Here is a 25399-nt window from a genome sequence, read left to right on the forward strand (position 1 = left end):
CGATACGTTGTCATCTCGCTGCACCCACATTATCTCCTGAACACAGAGCGAACCGTTCTTATCGCCGCCGCCTTCTTGCCAGTTCTAGCTTGCAGACGGTTGAAGGTGTACTCCCCTCTCTCCGTCATATAAATCGTCTGGTGATGTGCATGGGTCCACTTACTACGCGTAAAGACTCCGTCTTCCTCCTCATCCAAGGCATACCAGGCAATATGAGGAGGATTCGCAAACGAGAAATTAAACACCTTGAAAGTAGGGTCATAGCAAAGCCCGTCGATCTCTACTACCCAGTGATCTCCAAAGCACCATCGCCCCTCAAGCAGACGGCTGCCGGTCCTTCCGTTGAAGGTAATAAGACCCGGTTGCGTAACAATCCGATAATCTTGCCGCTCAATATGTCGAGCCTGGATGTTACCAATGACGAGTGGAAGGTGCTGGACAAGCCCGACAAAGATATCCGCCAGCGACTTACAATCCGTCACCCTGCTGCGATTCGTCAACACCTGATCGGCGGACGTCACAGCACCGGGTTCGTATTGCCACCTCGCCGCTCCATAGCTACACATATTTCCAAGAAGCGCCTGGATATTATGCGATCTAGACTTATTCAAGCTGATCAAATGATTTCCCTGAACCAAAATCTCCTGTGCAACCGGATGCTGCACAAACCACGGATCACTCTGAAGAAATATTGTCAGTGTTGTATCAAGAGCCATGAAAAAATTAACCCCATCTTTGCTTTGAATTCCCAGGACACTGGGTTCTGCTCTCGATGCGGAAGCTCTATAGGGACGACTTATACAAAACAGTACTTATACAAAACGGCCTTCTCAGTTTTATTCCTTGAATGGCAATAGCTAGTTTGAATGAGGGATAAGTAGTAAGAAGAACGTCAAAAACTGTACGCTAAGAACAAGACCTCTGACGCGTCGTTACTTTGGTCGGCCAAAGAACAAGACATAGCCGTCAGGGTCGCAAATCTCAAATCCGCGCAGACCGTCATGGGTATCCTTGAGCAGTTCGCTAAATACCGCTCCATGATCTGAAAATTCGACGGCGAGCGCATCTGGATCTGGCGTATAGACGTACGCATCCCACCTCATGGACGGATTACGCTTGGAGTTTGGCAAGGGCGACGTGTCTCCATCGGACTTCACGAAGAGCTGTGCTCCGTCACGTCCGACGATGGCGAAGAAAGGGCTCCGATCAGGCTCCTGGAATCTCGTCTCAAAACCAAGTTTGTCGCAGTAAAAAGCAATGGTTTGATCGACGTTGCTGACAATGAAGAATGGTGAAATCGCCTGCGTTGTTGGTTGTGTCATCAACATAAACCCTCGTACCACGAACCAATCGTAATTCACCGAGGCGGAAGGCTAGACCGTCAACAATAAATAGCAAGCTGTCAGAAGGAAGCACTCTAGCCGTATTGCGCAAACAAAGGTTACTGCAACGATCCTCCACTTGCAGAAAGCCCAGTATTTCGCATTGCATATACGTATTGCGATTGGCTTCCTAAAGGCGATAGATTTTTCGCAACAAACCTAAACGTACGATTTTGGACTTTTGGTGTGGTGACCCCAATATGGAACAAGCACTCTCCTGCTTGCCCAACGATTTATCATCAACTAAGAGTGACCTACACCATCGCAGCCTTCTACCGCTTCACCTCCCTGCCCGAGCCGAACGCTCTCGGCGAGGAACTGCGCGGCCTGTTCAACGACAGCGACCTGCGCGGCACCATGCTGATCGCCGGCGAAGGCGTAAACGGCACCTTGGCAGGCTCCGCCGAAACCATCGATCACCTCTTGGACACACTGGTCGAAAAGGTAGGTTTGGACAGGCAGGAAGTAAAGTTCTCCTCCGCGCAGGAACGTCCCTTCAAGCGGCTGAAATTTCAGGTCAAACCCGAGATCATCTCCTTCCGCAAAGCAAAGGTCGATCCAACCCAGTCCGGGCAATACGTGGAGCCGCGGGAATGGAACGCCCTCATCGCGGACGGCGAAGTCCTGCTGCTCGACACCCGCAACCACTACGAGACCGACCTGGGCACCTTCGCCGGCGCAACCGCTCCCGGCACCGAGACCTTCTCCGACTTCGTCACCTACGTGCGCCAGAACCTCGACCCTGCCAAGCACCGCAAGATCGCCATGTTCTGCACCGGCGGCATCCGCTGCGAGAAGGCCTCGGCCTTCATGCTCCAGGAAGGCTTCGACGAGATCTACCACCTCAAGGGCGGCATCCTGAAGTACCTCGAAGAGGTGCCGCAACCGGCCAGCAAATGGCAGGGCAAGTGTTACATCTTCGACCGCCGAACCTCTGTCGGACACGCCGACTTCGAAGACTGAGCTCTCCCGAAACACAGCGCAAGCAACTCAAGCAGGCGGGCGGTCTCCCTCCAACCCCCGCATCGCATTGCGAAAGATCCCGTCGACGTACGCATCGGACAACTTACCCGTCCCCATCTGCAAACGGTAGTAGAGCGGGCTATAGAGCAGATCGATCACATCCTCCGGATCGACATCCGAACGCAGCTCCCCTCGTCGAATCGCCTCCTGAATGACACCGGTAGCCAACCGTCGTCGCGGCAGCGTCCACCGTTGCCGAAATGCCTCTGCTAATTCGAGATCGAACTGAGCTTCGGCCATCAGCGCCTTCACCAGCGTGCCGTCGTTCCCCCGGAAAGAACGCGCCATCGCCCGCATCTGCAGACGGATGCTCTCCACGCTGCTGGACGCCTTATGAAAGAGCGTCCCTGAGCCGACCTTGTTCGTAAAGGCGTCCATCACCACGGCAGCCTTATTAGGCCAGCGCCGGTAGATCGTTGCCTTGCTTACGCCCGTCGCCGCCGCAATCGACTCGATGCTCACAGCGCGGAAACCGGACTGAAGCACCATCTCGAACGTCGTCTGCAGAAGAGCCTGGTGAAGCTCCTCGTTTCGAGGCCGACCGCCTCGGGATGCCTTCTCCGGACCGCCTGGAGGAACTCTTGGAGAAAGACTCGCCTTATCTCTTGTAGAAAGACCCATAAGCAAGCATAATTGGGCACCTCGAACTCCCTCAAATCACGGCATCTGAAAATAAGAATCGAAACGGTGCGCATCGTATCTTATTAACTGTCTCAAGCCAGGCCGTCCGCCTCCAGGGGGACGGCCAGCGCACTCATGCAGGGTTCCGCTCAGCTCGACGAAAGGATCCACAATGAAATCTACCCAACAGAAACTCTTCACTCCGGTGCAATTGGGCGCAATCGCGCTCAAACATCGGGTCGTCATGGCGCCTCTCACACGTTCACGGTCAGAGCAGCCGGGCGATATTCCCGGCGACTTGATGATCGAGTACTACACCCAGCGCGCCACCGATGGAGGTCTCATCATCACCGAGGCAACCAACATCTCCATCACCGCACGCGGATGGTTCGGGGCGCCCGGCATGTTCACAGACCAGCAGGTCGCAGGTTGGAAACGGGTCGTCGACTCCGTTCATGCCAAGGGCGCCTCTATCCTCTCTCAACTCTGGCACGCAGGCCGCTCCTCGCACTCTACGATGACAGGCGGCCTCGAACCGGTCTCAGCCTCGGTCGACCCGGCCTATTGGAACGATCCGGAGATCACCATCTCCACTCCCGGTGGTTGGCAACTGACCTCTCCTCATCGCGCCTTGGAGATCCCGGAGATTAAAGCCATCGTCGAGGACTATCGCAAAGCGGCGGAGCGCGCCAAATCCGCCGGCTTCGATGGCGTGGAACTCCACGCCGCGAACGGCTATCTGATCGATCAATTCCTGGAGGACGGAAGCAACAAACGCACCGACGAGTACGGAGGGTCCATCGAGAATCGCTCTCGGCTGCTCCTGGAGGTCGTCGAGGCACTGGTCTCGGTATGGGGCGGCGATCGTGTCGCCGTACGCATCGGCCCCGGCGGCATCTGGAATGGAATGTCGGACAGCAACCCGCAGGCACTCTTCGCCTACGTCGTCGAGCAATTGAACCGCTTCGGACTCGCCTATCTCAACATCATCGAGCCTCGCATAAAGGGCAACGTGCTCATCTCCGAAGGACAGCCGCCAGTCGCCGCGGAACAACTGCGGAAGATCTTCACCGGCAAAATCATCTCGGCAGGCGGCTTCGAACCGGATACAGCCGAAGCCATCCTCGAGAAAGGCGACGCCGACGCAGTCGCATTTGGCCGTCACTTCGTCTCCAACCCCGATCTCCCCAGACGGATCCAACTGGGTCTGCCCCTTACGGACTACGACCGAAGCACCTTTTACACCTTCGACAAACATGGCTACATCGACTACCCACTCTACGAAGAGAAGCACGTCGCCGCTTAAAGCCTGTCAAGACCACGAACCCCAAAAATCCGGCGACTAATCTTCACAAACACAAGACAGCAAGTGAGTTACGAGCGAAAAATAAACCCCGGCAAAGTGGCACTTTAGTTATCTGCAACTCGCTAAAATAGAAGAAGTAGAAAGCTATAGAAGAAGCCCCGCAAACGGCGGGGCTTCTTTGTTTGAATTGAAAATGAAGCGAAAGGCCGTAACTCAAGCTGGCTGACGTATTTGGACACAACCCATTTAGAATCTGCGGCTTACAGCAGAAGCATTCTCGTAAGCGGCTCATTCTAAACCAGTTGCGCCCAAATACCCCCCGGGGGGTGGGGGAGCCGAACCTACGCCACGAATGCCTGCCGGGCAGCCTCCAGCAGCAGCGCAACCTCAGCCGCGCCATGCGCCGTACTGATAAACATAGCCTCGAACTGGCTCGGCGGCAGCCACACCCCAGCTTCCATCATCGCGTGGTGGAACCGGCCGAACGCTGCAGTATCCGAGGTAGCAGCCGTCGTAAAGTCCTTCACCGGCTGATCGGTGAAGAACCACGTAAACATCGACCCAACCCGGGTCGTGGTGATGGCAATCCCGGCCTCCTGGGCCAGGCTGGCGACGCCGTCAGCCATCGCCGCACTCGTCCTCTCCAACCCGGAGTAGACCTCGCCCTGGTGCGCAATCAGATGCTCCAGCGTGGCGATCCCCGCCGCCATCGCCAGAGGATTCCCGCTCAGCGTCCCGGCCTGGTAAACCGGCCCCAGCGGAGCCAGAAACTCCATCACATCCGCCCGCCCCCCAAACGCCCCGCAAGGCAAACCACCCCCAATAATCTTCCCCATCGTCGTCAAATCCGGTTTTATTCCAAAAACCTGCTGAGCACCTCCCAACGACAGCCGAAATCCAGTCATAACCTCATCCAGAATCAGCAAAGCGCCATTCTTGGTCGCCAACTGACGCAAACCATGCAGATAACCTGTCTCTGGCAGAATCGTCCCAGCATTCCCAACAACAGGTTCAACGATGATGCACGCAATCTGCTCCGGATAAGCGTCAAACGCCGCCTGAACCGCTCCCAGGTCATTGAACGGCAACGCAAGCGTATGCATCGCCGTCTCCTCCGGAATTCCCGCCGATCCAGGAATTCCCAGCGTCGCGACGCCAGATCCAGCCTTCACCAGCATCGCGTCCGAATGACCGTGATAACAGCCCTCGAACTTCACCACGAACTTCCGCCCCGTAAATCCGCGTGCCAATCGCACCGCAGACATGCAAGCCTCAGTCCCCGAACTGGTAAACCGCAGTCGCTCCATACTGGGAAAGCACTGCTTCACCAACTCCGCCAGATCGCCTTCCCCAGCATGCGAAGCCCCAAAGCTGGCACTTCGCCCCGCAGCCGCCCGAATCGCCTCCACAGCCGGAGGAAACGCATGTCCGAGTATCATCGGACCCCAGGACCCGAACATATCCAGATACCGATTCCCATCCACATCCCACAGATAAGCTCCCTCCGCCCTGGCGACGAACGGAGGCTCTCCGCCCACCGCCCGGAACGCCCTGACAGGCGAGTCAACTCCGCCGGGCAGGAGGGATTCAGCACGAAGTTGCAATTTTCTGGATTGGATGAGTGTACGTGGCATTTTCTCCAGTATATGAGGTACCGAAACCTCGCTCCAGAAGCCTAGCTTTGATCTCCTGAAACCGCCCATTACGTGCCTGTGATTTTCCTCCTGCTAGACTGAAACTTCTTTCATGACTTTTCAGGATGGTGTACAAACTTGCCTGACGAAATACTGACGCCGGACGTTCCACCGACGGAAACCTCAACAGCCGCAACTCCTCAACCTGATGCGATCGCGCCGGCGGCTTTGGCTGCCGACGGATCCGCGCAACCTTCTCCTGCGTCGCGGACGCAGGGCAAGAAGGCTGCTGCGAGTAAGCCTGAAGCGGGGGAGAAGAAGAAGTCCATCAGCTATGCGGATGCGGGCGTTGATATCACGTCCGGAGATCGCAGTAAGCAGCGGATCAAGATGCTGGCGCGGAAGACGTTCAACCGCAACGTGCTCTCCGAGATTGGTGGGTTTGGAGGGCTCTTTGCGCTCGACCTGGAGAAGTATCCGAATCCGGTTCTGGTCTCGTCAGCCGATGGAGTTGGGACGAAGCTCAAGGTGGCGTTTGACCTGGGGATTCATCACACTGTCGGTCAGGATCTGGTGAATCACTGCGTCAACGACATCGCGGTGCAAGGCGCAACTCCGCTGTTCTTCCTGGATTACCTTGCTTCGGGGCGACTTGAGGACATGGTCATCGAGAGGGTTGTTCAAGGCATCAGCGAAGCTTGCAGAGCCAATGGCTGCGCGCTGATCGGCGGAGAGACGGCTCAGATGCCTGGTTTCTATGCCGATGGCGAGTATGACCTTGCTGGAACGATCATCGGAGCTGTGAGCCGAGACAAGATCATTACGGGCGAGACGATCGAAGCAGGCGATATTCTGATCGGTCTGCCTTCGAATGGACTTCATACGAATGGTTATTCGCTGGCTCGCAAGCTGCTCTTCGAGGTCGCGAAGTATGGACCAGAACAGTATGTGAACGAGCTGAAGGACAAGACTGGCGCTGCGCTGATGAGGGTTCATCGGAGCTATCTTTCGATCATCAAAAAGCTGGTGGGGGCGGAGGTAGTGAGCGGGATGGCGCATATTACCGGGGGCGGCATTACGGAGAATCTTCCGCGGATTCTGCCGAAGGGATTGGGAGCGCTGATCGACCTGGCCTCGTGGCAGCCTCCGCCGCTGTTCGAGCATCTTCAGGTGCTGGGGAATGTTGCCCAGGATGAGATGATGCGGACCTTCAACATGGGCATCGGACTGATCTGCGTCGTTCCGGCGGAGAAGGTGAAGAAGGCCAAGGCGGTGCTGAACCGGGCTAACGAGCGTCACCACATTATCGGGCGCGTGACGCGCGGCGAGCGTAAGGTTAGCTACAACTGATATGAGACGCCTGGGAATCCTTCTCTCCGGCCGTGGCTCGAACTTTCTGGCCATTGCGGAGGCCATTCGCGAGCATCGGTTGCACGGCGCGGAGATCGCGGTCGTTCTTTCAAACCGTCCGGAGGCGGCGGGGCTGGTCTCGGCGCAGGAGATGGGCGTCCCGGCGTTTGCGGTGCCTTCCAAGGGCAGGACGCGGGCGGAGCACGATGCCGCGATGATCGCCCGGCTGCATCAGCACCGGGTCGAGCTGGTTTGCCTCGCCGGGTACATGCGCATCATTACTCCGGATTTCGTCCATGCGTTTCCGGATCGTATTCTCAACGTCCATCCTTCGCTGCTGCCTGCCTTTCCGGGGCTCGACGCGCAGGCCCAGGCGCTCCAGTATGGAGCCCGGGTGGCGGGTTGCACCGTCCACTTCGTGGATGAGGCGGTCGATCATGGGGTGATCGTGTTGCAGCGGTCGGTGCAGGTGGAGGATTCAGACACGGTTGAGAGTCTCTCAGCCCGCATCCTCCAGCAGGAGCACCTTGCCTATCCTGAGGCCATTTCCCGGGTGCTGAGCGGGCACTATACGATTCAGGGAAGACGCTACTGCCGCATCCCGGACTGAGCCTCTTGCCCCTCTCCCAGAGGCACCCCCCCCCGGGGGGGTATTTGGGAACAACCCGTTTCTTATGAGCGACTTACAAGAGGTAAAGGCTTCCAACCCGCTGATTCTAAATGGGTTGTGTCCAAATACGAGAGCCAGCTCGAGTTACGGGTTCCCTTTTTCGATTTAAATACGAAAGCCCTGCCTCTTCGGCTGGGCTTTTTTGTTTCTAGTTCTATTTTACGGGTTTGACCAAAACTAACGTGCCACTTTTATGTCTTTGTGGATCAATGGTTTAGGTTGTTTTGGGCCTTGACATGCGATTTTGCTGGGGTTTTGAAGAATAAAAAAGGCAACAGGAATAGCAACGGCGATAGGTCTGTCGTTTCGGCTTCGCCTTTACTCCGGCCTTCGGCAGAGCGGTGCCGCCTTTGGCGGGGCTGTTTTTTGCACGTATGAATGTGTGCCTTTCGCTGGTTCTTTAGGCTCTGGGTTGTTCGCAGGCGGTTCGTTTTTTTGCGCGGTTGTGTGGTTCGTGGGCGGTTGGGTGGTTCGGAACTTAGATACATATGGACGGACAAAGACCGATCCCGCTGGCTCCTGTGGATTGACAGGTGGCAGCGGGATCGGTGGTATAGCGGTTGATGAGGGTTGGTTAGAACTCGATGCGGGCGGCGATCTGCACGGCACGGTTGGTGGGGGCGCTGGAGTCTACTGAGAGTTGACCGTAGCTGGTGGAGGTGGCGGTCCAGCTCGTTAGAGGTGCGTTGAGCGCACTGTAGACGAAGTGGGTGTGGTTGGTGACGTTGAACATGTCGGCCTGAATGCTGAGTTTGGTTCCCTCGTGCAGACCGCCGGTGGGGATTCCGAAGCTGCGCCGCAAGCTGAGGTCCAACTTGTAGTTCGGCGGCTGGAAGAGGCCCGAGAGGGGCGCCGTCCGGGCCAAGGTGCTGAACTGGTAGTTGGGTGTGGCGATAAAGGCGTTGGGGTCGAGGAACTGCTGCTTGCTGAGGTTGGCTGCCGTGAAGGGCAAGGTACCAGCCTTTTTGCCGTTGCCGGAGTAGTTCGGATTGCGGAGCGGCTCGCAGTTCGAGGTCTGCGACGGATTGACGTTGCAGGAGTTCATGGTGACGGCTACAGGAGCGCCGGAGTAGGCCTGGAAGATGGTGGAGATCTTGTAGCCGCCAAAGAGAGCGCGGGTGACGAAGTGCTTTCCGCCGAGTTCGCCTTTTCCGAAGGGAAGATCGTACGCGCCGGTGATGACGAACTTGTGGCGCTGATCTCCTAGGGAGAGGCTTCTATCGAGGGAGCGCGCCGCGTGGAATTTGCCATCCGAGGCGAAGTCGGCAGGGATGTCATAGCCAGTGCGGAATGTTCCGTTGTTGTCGATGCTTCGCGACCAGGTGTAGTTGGTCATGAAGGTGAGACCGTGGGCGAGGCGCTGGGTGAGATAGGCCTGGAAGGCGTTGTAGTTGGTATTGCCGACGAAGCCGTAGGCGTCGCTCAAGCTGTTGTATTGAGGGAAGGGTTTGAGAGCCTGGGCCAAGGTCGGATTGCCGGTTCCTCCGAAGGTGGGGTAAGGAAGACCTTTGCCTACAGAGGCCAGGTCCGCGGCGAGGAGGCCGCTGCTGGAGGTGTCGCTCAACTTCGTGTTCAAGGAGAGGTAGACGGGATCGAGCTGATTGGACCACTTTCCGCGGCCGTTGAGCGAATCGGGCTGGAGGAAGTGTCCCTGCGAACCGACGTAGCTGAGGGTGAGCGTCATGTCGTTGGTGACCTGGCGCTGCATGCCGAAGCTGTAGTTGACGAACTGAGGGGCCCGGCCTCCGTAGAACGGGTCTACGTAGGTCGGCGTCTGAGCCGAGGCCGAACTGGCGGTGGTGTTGAATGTGCCCAGGTTCGGGTCGAGGGTGGGAGGCAAGGTATAGGCAGGGTACGGCGTGTCGAGGCTGTAGTAGGTGCTGCCGACCTGTCCTACGCCAGGAGAGGAGTTGGTGGTGGTGGGGCTGACGCTGAAGCCCTGCAGGCCCGATCCCTGCCGGGAGGTGGCGCTGCCGCCGTTCGCGTTGCCGTGGGTGTAGATCACACCCCAGCTACCGCGGAAGACGGTCTTGGGATCCGCCGCGAAGGCAAAGCCGATGCGTGGACCGAAGTTCTTCAGATAGTCGTTGACGGGCTGACGGCAGTTACAAGTGCCGTTTCCGGTGCCTCCGAAGGAGAGAGCTCCGTTAATTCCGACGAGGGTGTTGGGCTTGTTGGGATCGAAGAAGGCGAAGCGGTCCTGGACCTCTTTGTAGGTGGGGTAGTAGTCGTAGCGCAGGCCGATGTCGAGGGTGAGCTTCGAGGTGATCTTCCAGTTGTCCTGAACGTAGGGCGAGATGGGACGGAAGCGACCGCCGGTCTCCGGAACAGAGGACTGGGTGAAGGTGGCGTTGTTGGTAGCGCCGATGAGGTAGCTGGCGTAGGCCTGACCGGTGGTCGTAACCTGGTTTGTGGTGCCAGCGTAGCCTGCCGTGTTGGCGTTGGTGAAGGTGAGTTGGAGCGGGTTGACTCCAGTTGCGTTGACGAGATAGTTGTACTGCAGCCAAGCGATCTCGCCGCCGAAGGTAAAGGAGTGTTTGCCCTTCGTCCATTGAACGTTATCGACCGCGACATAACCCGAGGCGACGGGGCGGTTGGAGGAGTAACCCGCCCAGCGGTTGATGTTGGTATTGCCGGTGAAGGTGACGGTGGGGAAGGAGTCGGAGGCCTGACCCGCAGGTAGACCCTGAATTCCGTTGGCTGCCGCGCCGAAGCCGTTGCCCATGTCCTGGTTGTAACCGGGGCCGTCGTAGCGTCCGTATCCGTATTTGAACTGGTTTACCAGGTTGGTCGTAATCGCATAGGTGTGCTCAAAGAGTATGACCTTGGTCTTGGGAGCAAACTGCTGGGTGGAGATATACGGCGGGGGCAGACCGTTGGTGGTGGAACCGGAGCTGACCGTTACGGCAGCGGGCGCGGTGGTGGATTGGCGACCGAAGGCGATGACGCCGGAGATGGTTTGCTTTTGATTGATGGTGTAGTCGATCCGGTTGGTGGTGGTCCAGTTGCTGAGACCGGTCTTGTAGTTGACGATGTAGTTGTTCGCGAGGTCGTTGCTGGTAGGCGCAGGCAGAAACCGCTGCAGGTTCTGAGCGACGGGCGAGAGGCGGCTGGCCGGAATGACGTTGGGCGTGGCTACGCCATTTTTCATACCCATAAACTGGGTACGGGTGTAGGCCGGTTTGCCACCGGTACCGCAGGTCGCGCAGTAGACGGTCGAGTTGGGATCGTAGATGGGATTGTTGCCTTGCTCGGTGAAGTCGCCCATGCGCTGGAGCAGGGTGGGGATGGTCTGCTGCTGCTGAGGGACCTGACGGGAGAAGCGATATCCTTCATACCCTCCGAAGACGAAGAGTTTGTCCTTGATGATGGGAAAACCGAGAAAGAGGCCGTACTCGTTCTGGTGCTCGACGGGCTTGGTGGGTTTTCCGGTGAGGGGATTGATGAGTGAGGGAGCGAGGAAGCCCCAGGTGTCGAGGGCGGTGTTGCGGAAGTAGTTGTAGGCGACGCCGTGGAGTTGGTTGGTGCCGTTTTTGACGGTGTAGTTCTGAACTCCCTGCCCCTCATAGATGGCGGAGTAGCCGACTGTCTGGACCTGGAACTGATTGATCGCATCGACGGCCATGGAGGTCCAGACGAAACGTGGGTCGCCTTCTCCGGCGACCGAAGTGATGGGCACGCCGTTGATGTAGATGGAGGAGACTGCGCCGCGGCTTCCGCCGCCGTTGACGATACCCGCGTTGGTGGTGAGGTTGCCGTTGCTGGTGTTGGCTGAGACTCCGGGCAGCAGCGAGGCGAAGTCAGTGGCGCGACGCTGGCCGCTGCCGTCCTGAATGATGGGGAGGGCGGAGTACATCTCCTGCTCCATGGTGACGCCAAGGGTCGCGTTCGAGGTCTCGAGGGTCGGGGGCGCATCGGTGACAGTTACCGACTCGGTCGTCTCGCCGACGGGTAGCGCGATGTTGACGGAGAAGGTCTGGAGGGCGTCGACGTTGATGTTCTGCTGGGTGTAGGTCTTGAAGCCCGGCTTGGTGGCGACGATGGTGTATTTGCCAGGATCGAGCGAGAACGAGTAGTCGCCGGAGCCGGTGGAGACGGTCGCCTGCCGGGTGTTGGTATCAATGTTGGTGATGACCACGGATGCACCGGGAACGGCGGCACCGGTCGCATCGCTGACCTGACCGTTGATGGAACCTTTGCCAGCCAGTTGGGCGGATGCAAACGGCGTCAACGTGGTGATCATGAGAGCGGCGAGGAGGAGCAGGCCGAAGAACAGGGCCTTGCCGCTGCCTCGCTGGAGGTTTGGGGTGGAATGCTGGGACGTCATAACTGAGGCCTCTTCTAAGACAAAAGTGAAATTCGCGTTGCGGCGCTGTGACGCGCTCTCTCCCAAACGGTTCTGAAGAAGCTAAGGTCAGACCACTGGGATAGCGTGGGCCAGCATCGTCCATTGCGATCACGGCTGTCAAGAGCTAAATGGAATTATTTTGAGGCGTTGGGAGAGATGGTCTGTAATGGGCCAATGTCCCTAGACTCGGGAGACTGGAGCGATTTTCTAGGAGTTTTGGACGATCGAAGAGAAGCGGCCTGGGGAGGAAGGCCGTGGAACGGATTGGTTAGACCTTCGGATGGGGTGAAGGTGGCTCCGGTGGACCTCAGGGGAGGCACGGGCTGCTTTAGTTCGGTTGGGCGGCCAGCCATTGGTGGATGGCGGGTTGTTGGATGGCGCGGAGCTTGATGCAGGCGTTAATCGAGTCGATGGATTTGGCGAGGGTGCGCTCGGAGGCTTCGACGGGGTGGGCGGCGAAGAAGCTGGTGACCTGGTCGCGCTGGGATTCGATGCAGAAGGAGCCAGTGGCGGCGACGACGCGGACGCCGGAGTTGGTGGTGAACTGGGCGCTGACCTTGTCCCAGTTCTTCTGGACGTAGTCCCAGGCCTGGGTGCGGGTGGCGGGGTTGGCGAGGAGGCGGGAGAGGAGGATCCAACTGTCTTGATTGCGGACCTTGCCGGAGACGGCGTAGTCGAGGGTGCGGGTGACGAGGGCGGGCGACTCGAAGGCGGCGAGGGTGAAGAGGGCCTGGGATTGCTGGTCGGGGGTGGTGTTGGCGTTGCTGGCGTCGAGGATCTTGTCGTAGAGCGCGGCGTCGGTGCTGACGGAGGCGGTGATGGCGATGGAGGCGTCTTCGAAGGAGGGATCGATGTTGGGGTCGCTGCCGCGTTCGTTTTTCATGGGGGAGTAGAGTCTGTCGACGACGGCGCGGGCCTGGGCGAGGATCGCGGGGTCTTGCGCGTAGCCGAGGAGGCGGAGCAGGGCGGCGCGGAGGTCTTGTTTTTCGGAGGCGTCGGACCTCGAGGGCTGGCCGAGGCTGGAGTACATGGGAGCGAAACGGGCGCGAATGATGGCCTGCATACGGGCGCGATCCTCGGGGGCGGTGTACTGCAGGAGGATGACGTAGAACTTCTGGAGGGCGGTCTCGATGACGTTGGCGGCGGGGTCTTGGCGGAGGACCATGACGAGGTCGAGGAAGTCGGCTACGTTGGCCTGGCCGGAACGAGTGAGGGCCCAGCGGTCGCCGATGAGGCCGATGCGCTCGGCGGGGGTGAGGGCGGTCTCGACTCTGGAAGTGATGGCGGCGAGCTGGGTGGGGGAGTATTGGGTTCGGTAGTAGCCGCGGGCTTCGGCGTTGGCGTAGAGGAAGGGCATGGAGGGGTCGGTGGGGAGGGAGGCTTGCTTGAGGGGGGAGAAGTCTTCGGCGGACATGATCTTGCAGAGGGGCTTGGCGGTGGTCTTGAGGCAGATGGGGAGGGTCCATTGGGGGAGGCGGCCGGCGATGGGTTTGGCCTGCTCTTGCGCCTGCTCTTGGGGCGATAGGAGGAAGCGTTGCTGGGCCAAGGGGATGCGGTCTGCGGAGGCGTCGCTGAAGGTGAGGAGAGGGACGCCGGGCTGATCGACGAAGCTCTGCATGATTTTGTCGACGGGCTGGTGGCTGGTGGCGGTCTGGGTGTTCCAGAAGTCTTCGGCGGTGGCGTTGGCGTAGAGGTGGGCGGCGAGGTAGTTGTGGACGCCCTGGCGGAAGGTCTCTTCGCCGAGGTAGTTCTCGACCATGCTGAGGACTGCTCCGGCCTTGCCGTAGGCGATGCCGTCGAAGGCTTCGTTAATCTGGGCGGGGGTGTCGGCGGGGGCGAAGATGGAGCGGGTGACGTTGCCGGAGTCGTAGTTCAAGGTGGAGTCGAAGGTTTGGGCGTTGTCCTGGTCCATGTTCCACTTGGGCTGCCATTTGGCGACGGCCTTGGTCTCCATCCAGGTGGCGAAGCCTTCGTTGAGCCAGACGTTGTCCCACCACTGCATGGTGACCATGTCGCCGAACCACTGGTGGGCCATCTCGTGGGCGACGGTGATGGCTACATTTTTGAGGGCGTTGATGGAGGCGGTCTTTTCTTCGATGAGGAGATCGGTCTCGCGGTAGGTGATGCAGCCGAAGTTCTCCATGGCGCCGGCTTCGAAGTCGGGGATGGCGACCATGTCCAGCTTAGGCATGGGGTATTTAATGCCGAAGTAGGTGTCGTAGTAGTGCAGGAAGTGCTTGGCAGAGTCGAGTGCGTATTTGGTGAGCTTGACCTTGCCGGGGGTGGCGCAGACGCGGATGGGAACTCCGTCGGATTTGGTGGAGGTGCATTGGAAGTCGCCGACCTGGAAGGCTACGAGGTAGGTGGACATCCTGGGGGTGGTGGCGAACTTGAGGGTGTGTTTGCCGGGCTCGGCGGGGGTGTCGGCGATCTGGTTGGAGTTGGAGATGACGATGTCGGAGGCATCGACGGTGAGGGCGATGTCGAAGGTGGCTTTGTAGGCGGGTTCGTCGAAGGAGGGGAAGGCGCGCCGGGCGTCGGTGGGCTCAAACTGGGTGACGGCGTAGTTGCGGGCTTTGGTCTTGGAGAGGTAGAAGCCGCGGAGCTTGTCGTTGAGGATGCCGGTGTACTGGATCGCCAAGGTGACTTTGCCGGAGAGCGGCTGGGGGAAGGTGAAGGTGGCTTGCTCTTTTGTGGGGTCGAGGGAGACCTGGGCGGTCTGGGAGCCGGACTTGACGGAGAGGAAGGTGATCTCGGCGGCGTTGAGGGTGATGGCAGAGCTGGGGGAGTCGAGGGTGAGGTCGATGGTCTCGGTGCCGGTGAAGGTGGCGGCCTTGAGGTCGGGGGCGAGCGCGAGGGAGTAGTGCTCGGGGTGGGCGTTGGTGGGGAGGCGCTGGGCTTGCGCGGCGAAGGGTGCGATGCAGGAGAAGGCCAGGAAGAGGGTGGAGGCGAGTGTGGAACGAGTCATTTTTAGCGTTGATCTTTTCAGCATCGGTTTTAGTTAGACGGTACATCGAGCGTAGCGGCAACAACTTTAGCGGCCAAGCTTTGATTAAACATGGCGGCTGCGGTAATGGCATCGAATCATGCTCGGTTTGTGGCGAAGAGAGTGCTGGAATCGACGAGCGATGCAATAAGATAGGGCGGTGCTCATCCATGTAGCTATTGCCCGCGACACGCAGAAGAGCATCGTGCGCCGAGACGAGATTCTCGCAATGCATGCGCGCTCACGAAGCGGGCTGCATCAGTTGACTGACGACCCTGAACGCGCGGAGTTGATCGTTCTTGCCGGCGATATCGAGTCCATGGCGCAGGCGAGGGCGAACGACCTGAGTCAGCGGTATCCAGAGAAGACGATGGCTTACTCGGAGATCGACGTGCTGATCCCTTTTCTGCCGGGTATTTATGGGAGTGCGTCGAAGAGCAAAGGCCTTAACCTGAAGCGGACGCAGAGCAATATCTATTTTTCACGGTATGGAAGCTCGATGAATCCAGAGGTGCGGCACCGGCCAGGTGAGCCGAAGGAGCTGCTGTTCTGTTTTCGCGGCCGACGCGACTGCCGCGTGCGAACGAATATTTTGAGCTTTCCGTATAAACGCCCGGATGTCGAGGTGATGGAGACTACCGGCTTCATGCACTGGCAGGATGGGCTGGTAGGGATGGCGAGGTCGCAGAAGGACTATGCCGATGCCCTGGCGAAGTCGCACTTCGCGCTTTGCCCGCGGGGGATGGGCTTTGGAAGCATCCGGCTGTTCGAGGTAATGGAGATGGGGATCGCTCCGGTGCTGCTGGCCGACCATTATGCGCTTCCGCCGGGTCCGGATTGGAGCAGTTTTCTACTGCATATTCCAGAGGATAAGTTTGCGCAGCTGCCAGAACTGCTGGAGGCGCATGTCTCCGAGAGCGAAGAGCGGGGACGGAAGGCTCGAGAGGCGTGGGAGAGGTTCTTTGCGCCGGAGCTGGTGTTCGACCGGATGATCGAGCAGATGTGCAACATACGGCGAGACAGGGTGATTCCGGAGAGGCTGTACCAACGAATGTGGCCGTTGATGCAGTTGCGCGACGATGCAAAGATGTGGGTCTCACGGCGGTTGCACCGGGGATAGCCGCCTGGGGACGGTCGCGGGTCAGATGCCGGAGCGGGCCTCGGCGTAGGCGGCGGCTCCCAGGAGGGCGCAGCGGTCGTCGAGGATGACACGGACGGGGATGGACTGGAGGAGGGCGGACATGCGTCCCTTGTCGAGGAAGGCTTGGAGGAAGGCTCCGTTTTGGAGGGTTTTGAGGATCTTGGGGGGGATGCCGCCGCCGAGGTAGATGCCGCCCATTGCGAGGACTTTGAGGGCGACGTTGCCGCACTCGGCTCCGTAGGCTGCGGCGAAGATCTTCATGGTCTCGAAGCAGATCCAACTGGAGCCGTCTTCGGCGCACTGGCCTATGACAGCGTTGGGATCTTCGGCGGCGAGGCGGTCGCGGAGCCATTGAGGCTCGTCGAGCTTTTCGACGTCGCGGAGGTAGGCGTAGACGTTCTTGATGCCGAGGCCGGAGACGACGCGCTCGAAGCTGACGCGCCCGTTGAGGGTTCGGCGGAGGTACTGGAGGAGAGCGACCTCGCGGTCGTTGCGGGCGGCGAAGTCGCAGTGACCACCCTCGGAGGGAATGGGGGTATGGCTGGCGCCGTTCCAGATGAGGAGGGCCTCGCCGAGGCCTGTACCGGCGGCGATGAGCCCCTGATTCCCAGTGGCGGCGGGGTCACCCGCATGGAGGGTGAAGATCTTGTCGGAGGCGACCTGGGGGATGCCGTAGCCGTTGGCTTCGAGGTCGTTGATGAGGAAGATGTGGGGGATGCCGAGGACGCGCTGGAGATCGCGGGCGTCGAGGGTCCAAGGCAGATTCGTGAGCTTTAGGCGACCGTCGCGGACGGGGCCGGGGCAGCCGAAGCAGGCGGCGGTGATGCTCTTCTTATCCTCCGGGCCTTTGCCGAGGAAGCGCTGGACGACGTCTTCGAGGCCGGCGAACTCGTGGGCGGGAAACTTCTCGTCGCGCACTGGAACGTAGCTTCCGTTCACGAGGTTATAAAGGGCCAGGTGGACCTTGGTTCCGCCTACGTCGCCTGCGAGGATCATCTAGCTGAGCTCCAGAGTGCCGGTGTGGGTTGATTCTTCCGGTGGTGGCAGCTTATCGGCTGCGGCGGGGTCAAGCAAGAGGGTGAGGTTTCCGGAGGCCGGGCGGATGAGCTGGGAGGGGTAGGTCTCGGGCTGGTAGGGGCCTAAGAAGACATCGTGAAGGACCTGTACCTTGGCGGCTCCCTCGATGAGGAAGGCGACTTCCCTGCCCTGGTTGATGACTGGCCAGGTGAGGGTGATGCGCCAGGTGTCCTTCTGGGGGACGTGGTTGGCTATGACGATGTTGGAGAGGTTGTCGAGGCCTTCGGTGTGGGGGAAGAGCGAGGCGGTGTGGCCGTCGTCGCCCATGCCGAGGAGGACGAGGTCGAAGGTGGGGGTCTCGGCGCCTTCGAGCTTGAAGGAGTTGCGGATGGTGGACTCGTAGCGGGCGGCGGCGACCTCGGGGTCGAGCTCGCCTTCCATACGGAAGATGTGGTCCGGCGGCAACGGGACCTTGGAGAGCATGGCCTCATTGGTCATGCGGTAGTTGGACTCGGAGTGGTCGGGCGGAACGGCGCGCTCGTCGACCCAGTAGAGGAAGAGCTTGTCCCAGGGGATGGAGCTGAGGAAGGGTTGCGCAGGGTCAGCGAGGAGGGCAAACATCGCTTTGGGGGTGGAGCCGCCGGAGATGGCGACGCGGGCAAGTCCTCTGGCCTGGACGGAGCGGGTGACGGCGGAGGTGAAGAGTTCTGCGGCGGCCTTCGCTACTTCGGCGGCTGTGGGGAGGATGCGGTAGGTGACTTTGACTGGGCGGGGCATAGTTTGGCTCGTGAGTCTGGGATGCGGATTAGCTGGATGAGGAACGGCCAAAGTGCTTTTTAGAGGAAGCGAGCGTCGAGTGCAGAAGCAAAGGCTAAATACAGGGGTCCTTCACTGCGTTCAGGATGACGGCGTAAGACGAAGTTCAGGATAACGACGTATGACAAAGAAGAAGAGCGTCGAGCTTCCGGAGGGGAAGCTCGACGCTGCGGGTTAGAGTTTGCGCCACTTACGCCCGTCGGACTTGAGCATCGCGTCTGCAGCGGGCGGTCCCCAGGTTCCTGCGGCGTAGTTGGGAAGGTCCTTGATGGGATCCTTGGCCCAGGCTTCAAGGATGGGGGTAATGAGAGCCCAGGTTGCTTCAACGCCGTCGCGGTGAGCGAAGAGAGTTCCGTCACCGAGCATCGCATCGAGCAGGAGGCGCTCGTAGCCGTTGGCGGAGGACTTGCCGAAGGCCTCAGCGTAGCTGAAGTCCATGGTGACGGGGCTGATGTTCATGTTCGGGCCGGGAACCTTGGCTCCGAAGCGCAGCGCGATGCCTTCGTCGGGCTGGATGCGCATGGAGATGACGTTGGGCTTGATGCCCTCGGCTCCCTTGCCCTCGTGATCCTTGAAGAGGAGCAGAGGCGGCTGCTTGAACTGAATGGTGATCTCGGTGACGCGCTTGGAGAGACGCTTGCCGGCGCGGATGTAGAAGGGTACGCCAGCCCAACGCCAGTTTTCGATCTCGAGACGGACAGCAGCGTAGGTCTCGGTCTGGGAGCGCGGGTGAACGCGATCTTCCTGGCGATAGCCTACGACGGGCTTGCCATCGACAGCGCCGGGGCCGTACTGGCCGCGAACGGTGTCGGCGGGGTGGATGGGGGTGATGGCCTTCCAGACCTTAACCTTTTCGGCGCGGACGGAGGAGGCCTCAAAAGAGACGGGCGGTTCCATGGCGACGAAGCTGAGGAGCTCCATGACGTGATTCTGTACGACGTCGCGAAGGGCGCCGGCGGTCTCGTAGAAGGGGCCGCGGCCTTCAATGCCGATGGACTCCGCAGCGGTGATTTCGACGTGGTCGATGTAGTTACGATTCCAGACGTTCTCGAAGATGCCGTTGGCGAAGCGGAAGACCAGGATGTTCTGAACGGTCTCCTTGCCGAGGTAGTGGTCGATACGGAAGATCTGATCTTCCTCGAAGACCTTGTTGACCTCGTCGTTGAGGGCGCGAGCCGATTCGAGGTCGTGGCCGAAGGGCTTCTCGATGATGGTGCGGACCCAGGTCTTACAGCCGTCGGGTGCGGTGGCGTTGGCGGGCTTGGCCATGCCGTGCTCGCCGAGATACTTGATGATGTCGGAGAAGTATTCGGGGGCGGTGGCGAGGTAGAAGAGACGGTTGCCGCAGGTGCCGTTATCTTTGTCGATCTGGGCGAGCTTAGTCTTGAGTGCCTCGTAGCCGGAGGCGTCGTCGAAGTTCATGGCGTGGTACTGGATCTTGGCGACGAAGGGGTCCAGCTTGGGGTCGGACTCTTCGACTCCGCCGCCGGCGATGATGCCTTCCTTCATGTCGGGAGCGAATGTCTTCTCGAGCGGACGGCGGGCGACGCCGACGACGGAGATCTTCTCTGGCAAGAGACCGGCCTGCTCAAGATGGTAGAGCGCTGGGAGAAGCTTGCGCTTGGTGAGGTCGCCGGAGGCGCCGAAGATGACGACGACGCAGGGGTCGGGAGTGCGCTCGGCCTGGGTTGCTGCTGCGGCGGATTTGGTTTGGATGCTTGGCATATCGAATTTCCTCGGACTGTGGTTAGGGTAGCTGATGGCTGGGGCCGGGGGGCCGGATTCTTTTTTTGAGGGCGGGTTGCCGCGAGGCGACTAGCTCTTTTTGACGTCGTGACCGCCGAAGGCTCCGCGCATAATGGAGATCATACGATCGGTGAAGTTGTTCTCTTCGCGGGAGCGGAGGCGGCGGATGAGGGACTCGGTGATGACGGGAGCCGAGATGTTGAGGTCGATGGCTTCGGTGACGGTCCAGCGGCCTTCGCCGGAGTCGGGTACGAAGGCCTCGAGGCCGTCGAGGGTGGGGTTCTTGTCCAGGGCGTCGGCGGTGAGATCGAGCAGCCAGGAGCGAACGACGGAGCCCTTCTGCCAGATGTGGGAGATCTGGGTGAGGTCGAGGTTGAGTGGGACTTTGGCCTTCATGATGGAGAAGCCCTCGGCGTAGGCCTGCATGAGGCCGTACTCGATGCCGTTGTGGACCATCTTGACGAAGTGGCCGGCGCCGGAGGGTCCGACGTGTCCCCAGCCTTCGGTGGGCGAGGGCGCGAGGGCCTGGAAGATGGGGTTGAGGCGGGTGACAGGCTCCTTATCGCCGCCGATCATGAGGGAGTAGCCCTCTTTGAGGCCCCAGACGCCGCCGGAGGTTCCGCAGTCGACGAAGTGGAAGCCCTTGGCGGCGGCTTCGGCGTGGCGGCGCTGCGTGTCCTTGTAGTTGGAGTTGCCGCCGTCGATGAAGGTGTCACCCTTCTGCATGAGAGGCTCGAGTTTGGCGACGGTCTGATCGACGGGATCGCCGGCGGGCACCATGATCCAGATGGCGCGGGGGGCGGAGAGATTCTTGACGAGGTCTTCCAACGAGTTGACGCCGAGCGAGCCGGTAGTGGTGAGGCGGGCGGTGGCATCCTTGTTGAAGTCGAATCCTACGACTTTATGACCGGCGAGACGGAGACGCTCTGCCATGTTGAAGCCCATCTTGCCGAGACCAATGATTCCAAGTTCCATGTCGTACTCCTTAGTGGTTAGTGAGGCTGAAATTTACAATTTGCTGATTTTCTAAATCCCGAGTTGGGCAAATTCGTGGATGAGCTGCTCCGGGGATTGAAAGTGAATGGCGTTCATGCCAAGCGCGGTGGCGGCGCGGCAGTTATCGAGCTTGTCATCGATAAAGAGTGCGGTCTGGGGCGGGAGACCGGAGATTTCGATGGCGGCGCGATAGATGTCGGGGTGGGGCTTCATCTCGTGGACGTAGCCGCTGCAGATGAAGTAGTCGAAGTGGCGACGAAGATCGAAGGTGTCCAGACGGTACTGGTTGAGTTCCCTGCTCTCGTTGTTGAGGGTAGCGATCTTGTACTTGCCGGCGGCGCTCAAGGAGGCGAGGATCTCAAATGCACCGGAGTGGAGCACCTTGCTCTCAGCACAGACGAGGGGCCAGATGTCTTCGAAGCTGAAGTCTCGGCTGGGCTGGTCGGCGTTGAAGAGCGTCTTGTTGAAGAACTCGAGGGCGGTGGAGAGGCCGCGCTCCCAAAAGAAGTTGGCGGCCTCGTAGCGGGATTCAAAGTCGGGCAGGTCGACGCCGAGAGGAGTGAGGGTGTGGGCGCGCTGATTGCGGTCCCAACCGTTGGTAAGCAGAACGCCGCCGATATCCCAGAAGATGGTTCTGATTTCGGAGCGGGTCGCAAGGACTGAACTCACTCGCCCTCCGCGAAGTCTGCGCCTACGGTGATGGGCTCCCAGGTGGCGATTTCCTTTTGCCAGGAGTCGAGCTTGTTGCGAAGACGCTGGAGGGCCACTGAGCCGAGCAGGAGGCGGAGAGGTGGGTTGGGCGAATCGACGACGGACATGATGGCGTGGACGGCGAGAAGGGGGTTCCCCTTTTGCTTGCCGTTTTGGGTGTCGTAGTAGCGACGCTGTGCGCCGCCGGTTGCGTCGTAGTCGGGAAGGATGAGAGCGGCGCGTTTGCCGGAGCGTCCGAGGAAGTCGGTGCGGAAGGGTGCGGGCTCGATGATGGTGACGTGAATCCCGAGGGGAGCGAGCTCTCCGGCGAGGGCTTCGGAGAGACCTTCGACCGCAAACTTCGTGGCGTTGTACATGCCTCCACCCGGGGTGGCTACCACGCCGCCGATGGAGGAGAGGTTGAGGATATGGCCGCTGCGGCGGGCACGAAAGTGGGGCAGGAGTGCCTGGGTGACGCGGATCAAGCCGAAGACGTTGGTCTCGAAGATGGGCCTGAACTCGTCTTCGGCGGTCTCTTCGATGGCTCCTGCCATACCGTAGCCGGCGTTGTTGACGAGGACGTCAATGGGGCCGTAGGAGGCGGTGGACTGAGCGACGACCGAGGCGATCTGCGGGTAGTCGGTGACGTCCAAGGCGAAGGTCTTTGCCTGATCGGGGTACTTCTGCTCGAGGTCGATGATCTGATCCTGGTTGCGGGCGGTGGCTATGACCTTGCCACCAGCCTTAAGAACCTCTTCAGCGAGAAGCCGACCGAAGCCGGTGGAGGTCCCGGTGATGAACCAGGTGCGATCCGTGCGGGCGGGTGTGGCAATGGACGAGGTTGTTGTCATGGTTATAGGACGCGTGCGAGAGAGCCAACGATGCAGGGCCCACAGTCAGAGCAGGTTAAAAGCTCACGACTGGAACGCATTAAGGACGCACCTCACGGACGCCGCCTTCGCCGCCAATGAGCGCGAGGGACGCCATGTTCAGAAATAGGCCATGCTCTACGACGCCGACGATGGCGCGGATCTCTGCCGCGGTCTTCGCGGGGTCGGAGATGGAGCCGGAGGCGCAGTCGAGGATGACGTTGTTCTCGTCCGTGATGTAGAGGGAGCCGTCCGGATGATGGCGGAGGTGGGGGTTCAAGCCGAGGGCTTCGAGCCTTCGCGTGACGATGGGCAGCGCCATCTGGACGACTTCGACGGGGAGCGGGAAGCGGCCGAGTGTCTCGACGAGCTTGGTGGAGTCTGCCACGACGATGAAGCGGCGAGCGGCGCTCTCGACGATCTTCTCGCGCAGAAGTGCGCCGCCTCCGCCCTTAATGAGGGCCAGACCCGGACCGATTTCATCAGCACCGTCGATGGCGAGATCCAGTACGGGGCAGTCTTCAAAGTTGGTGATTGGAATGTTGAGGGACTCGGCGAGCTTCTGGCTGAAGATGGAGGTCGCGATGCCGCGCACCCGCAGCCCTTGCTTTACTCGCTCGCCGAGTTCCTCGATGAAGATCGCGGAGGTGGTGCCGGAGCCGAGGCCGAGAGACATGCCATCCTCAACAAACTCCAGGGCGCGCCGGGCCGCCATCCGCTTTGCTTCATTTTGCGTCATTGTTTTGTCCTGTTGACGTTCAATAACTGCTTACTTCTTTACCAGTTTCTTTGCGTGTTCGACGACGTTCGCGACGCTGATTCCCAGCTTCTCGAGCGCAATAGGACCGGGGGCCGAGGCACCGAAGCGATCGATACCGATGACCACGCCGTTGTGGCCGACGTACTTGTACCAGCCCATGGTCGCACCAGCTTCGATGGCGATCTTGGGAGTGGCTTCGGGAAGCAGGCTCGCCTTGTACTCATCGGACTGCTCGTCGTAGATCTTGAAGCTGGGCATGGAGACGACGGAGGCGTTGATGCCCGCAGCCTTCAACTCTTCAGCAGCTTTCAGGATCAGCGATACCTCGGAGCCGGTGGCGATGAGAATGATGTCCTTGCCAGAGGCGTCGAGGGCGTAAGCACCGTGGTTGCAGCCGTCCTGAACTTTGAACTTCTCGTTGTCGATGACAGGAAGATCCTGACGGGAGAGGGCCATGAAGCTGGCCGACTTGCGCTCCAGGGCGAGGCGCCAGCAAGCGGCGGTCTCGTTGGCGTCCGCAGGACGGAAGTCGGTGAGCTGCGGGATCGCGCGCAAGGCCATGAGGTGCTCGATGGGCTGGTGGGTAGGACCATCCTCGCCGAGGCCGACAGAGTCGTGGGTGAAGATGTAGAGCGAGTGGCTGGACTGCAGCGCGCCCATGCGAAGCGCGGAGCGGCAGTAGTCGGAGAAGGTGAAGAAGGTAGAGCCGAAGGGGATGAGCCCACCGTGCGCCGCGATGCCGTTGACGGCTGCCATCATGCCGAACTCACGAACTCCGAAGAAGACGTTGCGGCCCTTGGGGTCGACGTGGAAGCTGGGCGAGTCCTTGAAGATGGTCTTGGTGGAGCTGGTGAGGTCGGCTGCGCCGCCGAAGAGCTCGGGAATGACGCCAGCTACGGCGTTCATAACGACCTGACCGGCGTTGCGGGTGGCAACAGGCTTGTCGGCCGGGAAGACAGGGAGCTTCGACTCCCAACCCTTCGCAAGCTTCATTGCCGTGGTGCGGTCGTACTGCTCTCCCAGCTCGGGATAGGCCTTCTTGTAGTCTTCGAACTTCGTCTGCCACTCGGCGTGGGCCTTCTTGCCACGCTCCTTGATGAGATTCCAGTTCTTACGGGCTTCGTCGGGAACGTAGAAGCTCTTGTCTTCGGGCCAGCCGAGGTTCTTCTTGGTGGCCTTGGTGGCTTCTGCGCCGAGCGCCTCGCCGTGGACGGCCTTGGTACCGGCCTTGGGGCTGCCGTAGCCGATGACGGTACGAACGCGGATGAGCGAAGGACGGGTCGTCTCCGCCTGGGCGGCGCGGATGGCGGCCTCGATTGCGACGAGATCGTTGCCGTCGGCGACCGACTGGACGTGCCAGTGATACGCCTCGAAGCGGCGGGTCACATCCTCCGTGAAGGAGAGCTCCGTCGGTCCGTCGAGGGAGATGAGGTTGTCGTCGTAGAGGACGATGAGTTTGCCCAGGCCCAGAGTGCCGGCGAGGGAGGCGGACTCGTGAGAGATGCCTTCCATCAGGTCGCCGTCGCCACAGAGCACGTAGGTATGGTGGTCGACCGGGGTGTGGTTCTCGTGGTTGTAGATCGCGGCGAGGTGCTTTTCGGCGATGGAGAGACCGACCGCCATTGCGAAGCCCTGACCGAGGGGTCCGGTGGTGACTTCGACGCCTGGGGTCTCGCCGTACTCCGGATGGCCGGGGGTATGCGAACCCCACTGGCGGAACTGCTCGAGCTGCTCCATGGGCAGATCGTAGCCGGAGAGGTGCAGCGCGCCGTAGAGGAGAGCAGAGGCATGGCCGTTGGAGAGAATGAAGCGATCGCGATCGGACCACTTGGGATCGGAGGGATCGTGCTTCATAAGCTTGTGATAGAGCAGGTAGGCGATCGGTGCACAGCCTAGCGGAGCGCCGGGGTGGCCGGATTTGGCCTTTTCAACGGCATCGACGGCTAGGAAGCGGAGGGCGTTGATGGAGAGCTGATCTAGCTCGTTTTGAGAGTCCTGCTGCTGAGCGCTCATTCTTTTCCTTTTTGGTGAAGCGGGGCGCGCT

The 25399-nt window shown here is 60.1% G+C and carries 19 protein-coding genes; 5 read left to right on the forward strand and 14 right to left on the reverse strand.

Going from position 1 to position 25399, the window contains the following annotated elements; translation table 11 throughout:
- Window positions 1–29: 29 nt before the first annotated feature.
- Both HB393_RS06355 and HB393_RS06360 read right to left on the reverse strand, forming a co-directional pair.
- A complete protein-coding gene (locus HB393_RS06355) occupies window positions 30–716 on the reverse strand; it encodes a hypothetical protein (protein WP_213804318.1) in 687 nt (228 codons plus the stop codon).
- Window positions 717–932: 216 nt separating this feature from the next.
- The gene (locus HB393_RS06360; protein WP_213804319.1) at window positions 933–1328 is read right to left on the reverse strand and encodes a VOC family protein; all 396 of its coding nucleotides are present in this window, start codon (window positions 1326–1328) and stop codon (window positions 933–935) included.
- A 303-nt stretch (window positions 1329–1631) separates the two neighbouring features.
- Between HB393_RS06360 and HB393_RS06365 the strand changes: the two genes are divergently transcribed.
- Complete coding sequence (locus HB393_RS06365) at window positions 1632–2345, forward strand: rhodanese-related sulfurtransferase (protein WP_213804320.1); 714 nt, start codon at window positions 1632–1634, stop codon at window positions 2343–2345.
- Window positions 2346–2372: 27 nt separating this feature from the next.
- Here HB393_RS06365 and HB393_RS06370 read toward each other — a convergent pair whose 3' ends face one another.
- The gene (locus HB393_RS06370) at window positions 2373–3026 is read right to left on the reverse strand and encodes a TetR/AcrR family transcriptional regulator (protein WP_255550856.1); all 654 of its coding nucleotides are present in this window, start codon (window positions 3024–3026) and stop codon (window positions 2373–2375) included.
- Window positions 3027–3198: 172 nt separating this feature from the next.
- On the opposite strand from HB393_RS06370, the gene HB393_RS06375 reads away from it, so the two are divergent.
- Window positions 3199–4332: an alkene reductase gene (locus HB393_RS06375; RefSeq protein WP_213804321.1), complete on the forward strand. Its 1134-nt coding sequence runs from the start codon at window positions 3199–3201 to the stop codon at window positions 4330–4332.
- A 341-nt stretch (window positions 4333–4673) separates the two neighbouring features.
- On the opposite strand, the gene hemL is transcribed toward HB393_RS06375, so the two are convergent.
- Entirely contained in the window at window positions 4674–5966 is a 1293-nt protein-coding gene (gene hemL, locus HB393_RS06380; protein ID WP_213804322.1) for a glutamate-1-semialdehyde 2,1-aminomutase, read from the reverse strand.
- A gap of 327 nt (window positions 5967–6293) precedes the next feature.
- On the opposite strand from hemL, the gene purM reads away from it, so the two are divergent.
- Both purM and purN read left to right on the forward strand, forming a co-directional pair.
- Window positions 6294–7316: a phosphoribosylformylglycinamidine cyclo-ligase gene (gene purM, locus HB393_RS06385; RefSeq protein WP_213804522.1), complete on the forward strand. Its 1023-nt coding sequence runs from the start codon at window positions 6294–6296 to the stop codon at window positions 7314–7316.
- A 1-nt stretch (window position 7317) separates the two neighbouring features.
- Window positions 7318–7926, forward strand: coding sequence for a phosphoribosylglycinamide formyltransferase (gene purN, locus HB393_RS06390; RefSeq protein ID WP_213804323.1), 609 nt, complete (start codon window positions 7318–7320; stop codon window positions 7924–7926).
- A 634-nt stretch (window positions 7927–8560) separates the two neighbouring features.
- Here the strand turns inward: purN and HB393_RS06395 are convergent.
- Window positions 8561–12313 carry a TonB-dependent receptor gene (locus tag HB393_RS06395; RefSeq protein ID WP_213804324.1) on the reverse strand — a complete coding sequence of 1251 codons (3753 nt, stop codon included), beginning with the start codon at window positions 12311–12313 and terminating at the stop codon, window positions 8561–8563.
- A 349-nt stretch (window positions 12314–12662) separates the two neighbouring features.
- A complete protein-coding gene (locus HB393_RS06400) occupies window positions 12663–15302 on the reverse strand; it encodes a M1 family metallopeptidase (RefSeq protein WP_213804325.1) in 2640 nt (879 codons plus the stop codon).
- 178 nt (window positions 15303–15480) lie between these two features.
- Here HB393_RS06400 and HB393_RS25630 point away from each other — a divergent pair, with 178 nt between their 5' ends.
- Window positions 15481–16440 (forward strand): exostosin family protein, encoded by a 960-nt coding sequence (locus HB393_RS25630; protein ID WP_213804326.1) that lies wholly within the window; start codon window positions 15481–15483, stop codon window positions 16438–16440.
- Between the two features lie 21 nt (window positions 16441–16461).
- On the opposite strand, the gene glk is transcribed toward HB393_RS25630, so the two are convergent.
- The 8 genes from glk to tkt all read right to left on the reverse strand — a co-directional run bounded on the left by glk (window position 16462) and on the right by tkt (window position 25368).
- Window positions 16462–17457, reverse strand: coding sequence for a glucokinase (gene glk, locus HB393_RS06410; RefSeq protein ID WP_213804327.1), 996 nt, complete (start codon window positions 17455–17457; stop codon window positions 16462–16464).
- On the reverse strand, window positions 17458–18255 hold the full coding sequence (gene pgl / locus HB393_RS06415; RefSeq protein ID WP_213804328.1) for a 6-phosphogluconolactonase: 798 nt from the start codon (window positions 18253–18255) through the stop codon (window positions 17458–17460).
- Between the two features lie 213 nt (window positions 18256–18468).
- Window positions 18469–20019, reverse strand: a complete 1551-nt coding sequence (zwf, locus tag HB393_RS06420; RefSeq protein WP_213804329.1) for a glucose-6-phosphate dehydrogenase — start codon at window positions 20017–20019, stop codon at window positions 18469–18471.
- A gap of 90 nt (window positions 20020–20109) precedes the next feature.
- A complete protein-coding gene (gene gnd, locus HB393_RS06425; protein ID WP_213804330.1) occupies window positions 20110–21015 on the reverse strand; it encodes a phosphogluconate dehydrogenase (NAD(+)-dependent, decarboxylating) in 906 nt (301 codons plus the stop codon).
- A 51-nt stretch (window positions 21016–21066) separates the two neighbouring features.
- Entirely contained in the window at window positions 21067–21705 is a 639-nt protein-coding gene (locus HB393_RS06430; RefSeq protein WP_213804331.1) for an HAD-IA family hydrolase, read from the reverse strand.
- Window positions 21702–22577, reverse strand: coding sequence for an oxidoreductase (locus HB393_RS06435; protein WP_213804332.1), 876 nt, complete (start codon window positions 22575–22577; stop codon window positions 21702–21704). The genes HB393_RS06430 and HB393_RS06435 overlap by 4 nt, the downstream gene beginning before the upstream one ends.
- Before the next feature lie 79 nt (window positions 22578–22656).
- Entirely contained in the window at window positions 22657–23334 is a 678-nt protein-coding gene (rpiA, locus tag HB393_RS06440; protein WP_213804333.1) for a ribose-5-phosphate isomerase RpiA, read from the reverse strand.
- A 30-nt stretch (window positions 23335–23364) separates the two neighbouring features.
- On the reverse strand, window positions 23365–25368 hold the full coding sequence (gene tkt / locus HB393_RS06445; protein ID WP_213804334.1) for a transketolase: 2004 nt from the start codon (window positions 25366–25368) through the stop codon (window positions 23365–23367).
- Between the last annotated feature and the right edge of the window lie 31 nt (window positions 25369–25399).

The sequence above is a fragment of the Granulicella sp. dw_53 genome, from assembly GCF_018449545.1.
GTDB lineage: Bacteria > Acidobacteriota > Terriglobia > Terriglobales > Acidobacteriaceae > Edaphobacter.